Genomic DNA, 5,807 nt, shown 5'->3' on the forward strand with positions numbered 1-5,807 from the left:
GGCCCCGAGCCAGAGCTGCGAGACACTCATGCTGCTGGCAAAGTACACCGGAGGAAAATAAGGCTCGAGCTCCGCGGGCATGACCGTGCCACGCGTGTAGAGCTCGCCGCCCTTTCTCTGGGCGATTCGTGAGAGGAGCAAGGCCAGGGGCACTGGCTCGCCCTCTCCTGCCAGGGTGAGCCTCACGTGCCCGAAGGCGCTCCCGAACTCTGCCAGCCTCATGCCCCTGAGCCTGGGAGGTGCGAGGCCCGTGATGATGAACGGAATGCCGGCCTGGATCCGCCTCATCACCTCGGCCTCGGACGGTGCTGCGAGCCGCTCCAGCTGCTCGAGCGGGCCCGCCTCCTGCTGCCGCTGGCGTGACGTCTCCTCTGCCTGGGCGAGCACCTGAAGCTCGTCGGCCGCGGGCCTCAGCCAGCTGTGCGCCAGCAGGAGGTAGAACTCGGTCTCTCCCTCCACTTTCAAGTTCTCGGCCAGGGCCGGGTCGCGAAAGTCGATCTGCCCCTCCGAGGCGAGGATGAAGTCGAGGGCGGAGGCTTGCATCGTCACCGTGGCCTTCGCCCCATCCGCGAGGCCGGGCGTGAACTCGACGCGCCCCATGTCGAGGTGGACGGAGAAGTTCAGCCGCTCGTCATGAGCGAAGCGAAAGGCACAAGTGCCCTGGAGCGTGTGGTGGCTCTCGAGCCCGTCTCGGATCACGCCCTGCAGCGCGAGGATCTGCTGGGATGAGTCCACTTCCGCCTGCGCAAGCATGTCCACGCCTCGCTGCTGAGGCCAGCAGCTTCACACGGCCGCGCTGCTCCTTCAAGACACCCGCCCCATGCCAGCGAGCGGATGGACCAGACCTGTTCTTTCGGGAGCCTGGGGCTTCCGCCTTCCCCTCGAGCCTGTCACCCGACAGGATGCCGTTGACGGAGGACGCGAGGGATGGAGCGCAAGGGACGCACACCGTGGCTGCCGGAGCTGTCCGGGCAGCTTCGCGAGGTCGATCGCCTGCGGCGCAGTGGGCGCTACGAGATGGCGCTTGCCCGTATCCGGCAGCTCGCCGAGGACCACCCGACCCAGGTGCGTGTGCTGCTGGAGATGGGGTTGACGCTCGGCATCTGGGGGCGTGCTCCCGCGGAGGCACTCCCCTGGTTCGAGCGCGTCCTGGAGCTGGCGCCAGGTCACCTCACCACGCGGCTCCAGCGGGCCCTCACGCTCGCCCGGCTGGGCCGTCATGCGGAGGCGGTGGCCGACTTCAACACGGTGGAGTCCGTAGGGCACCGCAAGCTGCTCATCCTCTACGTGAAGCGTGCCGAGTCCCTGCGAGCGCTCGACCAGCACGCCGAAGCCGAGCGCGACTGGACACGGGTCCTGGCCGAGGACGCTGGCAACCCCTGGCTGCTTCAGCAGCGCGCGCAGGCGCGGGCTCAGCTGGGCCGGCTGGAGGAGGCCATCCAGGATCTCACCGACGCACTCGCCTCGGAGCAGGAGGAGTCGGTGGACCCGGAGTTGCTGCGGGATCGGGGAGTGCTGCGCGCCCGACTGGGGGACACCGCGGGAGCGCGCGCCGACTTCGAGGCGGGGCTCTCCTGCTTTCGCGAGGGGGACCCGCCCGAGCTCCTGGACTTGCTGCGCCAGGGGCTCCAGGACACCTCCTCCTCCAGCTCGAGCTCATAGGCGGCAACACCCTTCGAGCAGCGCCCATGCGACAAGTTCCCGGACCCTGCGTCATGGATTGTGAGGGGGCACGCTCGCCGCCCGTCCCACATTGACGCCCAAATACCTCCAGCACCCCATGACCACGACGCTTCGCATTCGTGCGCGAGCCCTCTGCTCGCTGAAAGGACTTGTTGCATCATGAATTCTCGTCTGTTGTTCGGTCTGGCCGCGCTCAGCCTTTCGGTAGGTTGCGTCACGTTCAAGCAACTGGGCACCTCACTCGGTGGCGGTGGTGCAACACCCGAGGAGGTGAAGGCAGCGATCAAAGCCGAGGACTATCCGAAGCTCAAGGACCTCTGCAACAAGACCACTCCCATCAACAGCGACATCGCCAACTACCACGGCGATGCCTGTGAAGCCGCCATCCGCATCGCAGAGACTCAAGACGACGCGGAGTTCTTGAAGCCTCTCTGCGGCAAGCGAGGCGAACTCTTTGGCAGCCATTACAACACGGCATGCCCTGCCATGCTGCGTCTGGCGGTGAAGCGTAACGATCGAGCGCACCTGCAGCTCATGTGCGAGCAAGACAAATACGATGACGCCTGCCGCACCTTGAAGACCCAGGGGACCTTTGCTGACCTCGCCACTCCAGACTGCTCCACGCTCGCCGACCGCGTCGGCAAAGCCCGAAACGATTTTCTCGCGTCGGACAAAGCAACAGCGGAAGAGCTCGGCCGTGTGGTGGGCGCCTTGGCCAGGTGCGGCGAAGGCAAGATGATCTTCGAGGGCCTCGCGCACATCGGCGACGCCGGCGTCAACGGCTACGGGACCCAGGTGTTACTCACGGCGGAGAAAGAAGCCGGGCCTGCTTTGTTCACCACGTTCGAGAAATACACGCAGGAGCACTCCGGATCGAAATATCTCGGTGCGGAGCACGGCCAGTACGCCGCCAACCACATCACCCATTGGCTGCTCGAGACGAAGCGCACGGATCTTTGCAAGCCCCTCGTTGCGGCGTCGCAGGGTGCGAAGGCTCCGGTCGTGAACGCCATGATGTTGTACTTCCAGTCGACGGATTGCAAAGAGAGCACGCCCCTCGCAGTGCAGCTCTTGGCAAGTGACGTCCCGGCTTTCCGCGCTGAAGGTTGCGAGACGCTTGCGCAGCTGGGCGACAAGTCCCATCTGAGCAAGCTCAAGATCGTGGCTGAAACCGACACCAGCTATGCGGTGGTGGAGCGCCCTGAGGACTCGGGTGTCTTCGTCAAGGACTACTTCGTTGCTGATGCCTGCAGGCGAGCCATCGGCAAGGTCAAGCTGCGCAGCGAATAGGAGCTCGGTATCCGCTGCATGACTCCAGCCTCTCTCGTGGGAGGCGGCTTCGATTCTCGCCGCCTCCATCCGAGGCGTCTAAGTTCGGCTCGCTGACGCAACGGTGACCTGCTGGAGGTACGAGCAGCCCATGGCGTCCAGAGAACGTGTCGAGTCCCTCCGGGTGGGAGCGGCAGTGAACCTCGGGGGAGCCGTTTCGTTCATCCCGTTTTTCGGCTCGGCCTTGTCATCGCTAGCCAAGCCAGGGCTGCCAGCATCAGGCCTCCCGCGCTGCCCGAGGTGCTGCACCCACCCAGGCGCGAGCTGCGTGAGCAGCGCTGCTCGAAGGTGACCGGAACGGGCTCGGACATGTTGCCAGCGAGATCGACCGCAGTCAGCGTGGCCCGAATCTCTCGATCAGCGGCGGGACACGAGAACGCCAGACTCGCGTCCGCAGGGAGCCCCGCAGCCAGGAGAGTCTCGCCCTCATGCAGGAGGTACGTTGCCGCGCCTTCGCTGCTGGCCGTGAGCCGGGCGAAGCCGGTCCCCACGAAGCACTCCGCGCCGCTGGCTTCCTCGGGCGGAACATAGGGGACGATCTTCCCGACCGTGACCGAGGGGACCGCAGGCGGAGTCCCATCCTGTGAATTGCCGGTGGTGAAAGAGCTGAGGGTGATGGGGTCGCCGCCTTGCTGTTTCAACTCGATCCGATATTGGGAGTTCGCCGCGAGGGGAGCGTCCGGGACGAGCTCGACGTTCTCGTGCGTCCCATTCCCTGGCCGCCACGAGAGGGTGAAGGGGACATCCTCCACCGAGCCATTCGAGTTCTCGTGCACCCAGGTGAACGAGGAGGCCGGGTTCCTGATGACCAACAGGCTCACGTGGGCATTGAGGGGCACATCCGTCTGCTGCGACGCAGGAACGACGTGGTACCAGAGCGCGATGGAACACGCCCATGACGGGCCCGCGGCTCCGAGGAACCCCACCAGGGCGATGCCCCGGGCCCAGCTTGCTGAGATCCGCTTCATCCTTTGTTGCCTCCTGCGCCGGTCGTCAGCAAACACCGTGCCGAGCTGCAAAGCGCCGGAGTTCCAGAGCACTGCGCCGCTGGACCCCCACAGAGCGAGGCTCCTTCCCTCAGAAAAATGAGGCGCCACGCTCTAGCAGAGAGGCAGAGGAGGGCAGCCGACGAGTGCAAGAGGGCCGAGTGCCACGACAGTGCGCCCCCATGGTGCAGGAACTGGCCGAGCACTTCGGGCTGGACCGCACCAGCATCTGGAGTCTGTGCCGACGCTACGAAGCCTTGGTCGCGATCCTCGGGGGTGGACCGTGTCCATCCACCCGCGCCCCTGGGCCTCCTCCCACGACTGCCCCGTGAGTGCGCGCGAGCTGGGACTGTCGTCCATGAGCTCACCTTCCGGAGTCATCGCCCAGATCACCTGTCCGACGAACTCGGCGATCGCCCGCACCGTGTCGTGCTCCATGGAGGGGAGAGAGCTTAGGGGACTCAGCGTGAATGCGCTGCTGTCCCACCTGTGGCTCCTAAGTGGTTTGTCGCGTTCCAGGACATGTGGAGTGCGCGCGCGCGTCTCAGCGCCTGTCGCGTCGGCACAGGCTCCAGGGGCTCCGTTTCAAGAATTCCGAAGGGTTTACGCGTGAGGGCGGGCTGGCTCCAGCGTTGCACAGGGCCATGGAACGTAAGTGGTCGTTCCCATGATTTCACTTCAGGAGGTGTCTCATGAAGTCTCTGAGCAAAGCGGAGTTCCCCATGCTGCCCTCGCGCTTCCTGGAGAATCCGCTCGTCCCTGCACTCAGTGTTGCTGGCTCCGCTCCTGCTGAGGCCCGCGCGCTGCGCCTGCTGAGGCCCGCGGACAGCTCCCTCCGGATGATGCTCCGGCTGGTGGCGGGGTTCTTCTTCTTCACTTTCGGGTACGTGAAGTTATTTGACACCATCGCGCTCGGCACGACGGCGGTGTCCCTACCGACGGGGCCCACCGGCTTCGCTCTGTATCTGGAGGCCGTGGGAGTCCCCTTCCCGCTGCTCAATGCCTATATGGTGTGCCTGGTGGAGATGCTCTGCGGCGTGGGGCTGGTGCTCAGCCCTTTCCTGCCCGCCTCCGCTCTCCTCACACGCCTGTGTGCCCTCCCGCTCACGGGGGACATGATCGTGGCCCTCGTCACGGTGGGGGTGCCCAACCTGATGGGCAACCCGGTGTTGCTGAACGGCGTCCCTGTCACCACCCAGTTCTGGAGGTTTCCGCTGGAGCTCATGCTGCTGCTCATCAGCATGCTGCTGCTGTGGAGGCCCCTGGCCTCGCGGTACCTGGTCGCCCATTCCTGGCCGTTCACCGCCCGCGCCTGGAAGATGCTCCCCGGCATGAGGTGAGCCGGAGCACGTGAGGTACGCTCCGGCTCATGGTCTCCGTTACCTTCGAGTGACCTCCGCACTGCTGATTGCAGCGGAGCCACGGCATCGTCGGGTCGCTCGACCTTCTCGACAGAAGCTGCAGGTTCAACGAATGCGACCGTACTTCTGAAGTGAGCACCTCGGAGAGCTCCGCCTCGAGCGCTTCGCTCAACTCGTCACGCAGCAGCCCTTGTTCTGCGGAGTCTTCGGGCTCATATGAGGGGATACCTCAGGCCGCCTCCAGCAATGCGCTCACTCCAGACGGCCGGTCTTCTCGAGCTGTGCGCGGACCAGCTGCGCGTAGGCGCCTCGGCGCAAGAGCAGCTCCTCGTGGCGTCCGGACTCGACGAGCTGGCCCTCGTCCATCACCAGGATGAGATCCGCGTCCACCACCGTGCTCAGTCGGTGGGCGATGACGATGCGCGTGCAGCGCAAGGAGGCCAGCGCC

General features: G+C 65.4%; 5 protein-coding genes and 1 pseudogene. 3 read left to right on the top strand and 3 right to left on the bottom strand.

The features are described from left to right. A partial coding sequence (locus VD972_RS27400; RefSeq protein ID WP_324991700.1) for a hypothetical protein occupies positions 1 to 759 on the bottom strand: 759 nt, incomplete at its 3' end. A 168-nt stretch (positions 760 to 927) separates the two neighbouring features. Between VD972_RS27400 and VD972_RS27405 the strand changes: the two genes are divergently transcribed. Both VD972_RS27405 and VD972_RS27410 read left to right on the top strand, forming a co-directional pair. Continuing rightward, entirely contained in the window at positions 928 to 1,662 is a 735-nt protein-coding gene (locus tag VD972_RS27405; RefSeq protein WP_324991701.1) for a tetratricopeptide repeat protein, read from the top strand. A gap of 180 nt (positions 1,663 to 1,842) precedes the next feature. Further along, complete coding sequence (locus tag VD972_RS27410) at positions 1,843 to 2,973, top strand: hypothetical protein (protein ID WP_324991702.1); 1,131 nt, start codon at positions 1,843 to 1,845, stop codon at positions 2,971 to 2,973. Between the two features lie 200 nt (positions 2,974 to 3,173). Here the strand turns inward: VD972_RS27410 and VD972_RS27415 are convergent, their stop codons facing one another. Continuing rightward, the gene (locus tag VD972_RS27415; protein WP_324991703.1) at positions 3,174 to 3,980 is read right to left on the bottom strand and encodes a hypothetical protein; all 807 of its coding nucleotides are present in this window, start codon (positions 3,978 to 3,980) and stop codon (positions 3,174 to 3,176) included. 710 nt (positions 3,981 to 4,690) lie between these two features. On the opposite strand from VD972_RS27415, the gene VD972_RS27420 reads away from it, so the two are divergent. Beyond that, on the top strand, positions 4,691 to 5,338 hold the full coding sequence (locus VD972_RS27420) for a DoxX family protein (protein ID WP_324991704.1): 648 nt from the start codon (positions 4,691 to 4,693) through the stop codon (positions 5,336 to 5,338). A gap of 273 nt (positions 5,339 to 5,611) precedes the next feature. On the opposite strand, the pseudogene VD972_RS27425 reads toward VD972_RS27420, so the two are convergent. Then, a pseudogene (locus VD972_RS27425) lies at positions 5,612 to 5,807 on the bottom strand (metal ABC transporter permease); the annotation flags it as partial.

Origin of the sequence: Hyalangium sp. (genome assembly GCF_035629615.1) — a bacterium.
In the GTDB taxonomy this organism is placed as follows: Bacteria; Myxococcota; Myxococcia; order Myxococcales; family Myxococcaceae; genus Hyalangium.

Bases quoted from the DNA above. Each gene is read 5' to 3' on its own strand.
- VD972_RS27405 (WP_324991701.1), top strand. From the start codon at position 928: ATGGAGCGCAAGGGACGCACACCGTGGCTGCCGGAGCTGTCCGGGCAG.
- VD972_RS27410 (WP_324991702.1), top strand. From the start codon at position 1,843: ATGAATTCTCGTCTGTTGTTCGGTCTGGCCGCGCTCAGCCTTTCGGTA.
- VD972_RS27415 (WP_324991703.1), bottom strand. From the start codon at position 3,980: ATGAAGCGGATCTCAGCAAGCTGGGCCCGGGGCATCGCCCTGGTGGGG.
- VD972_RS27420 (WP_324991704.1), top strand. From the start codon at position 4,691: ATGAAGTCTCTGAGCAAAGCGGAGTTCCCCATGCTGCCCTCGCGCTTC.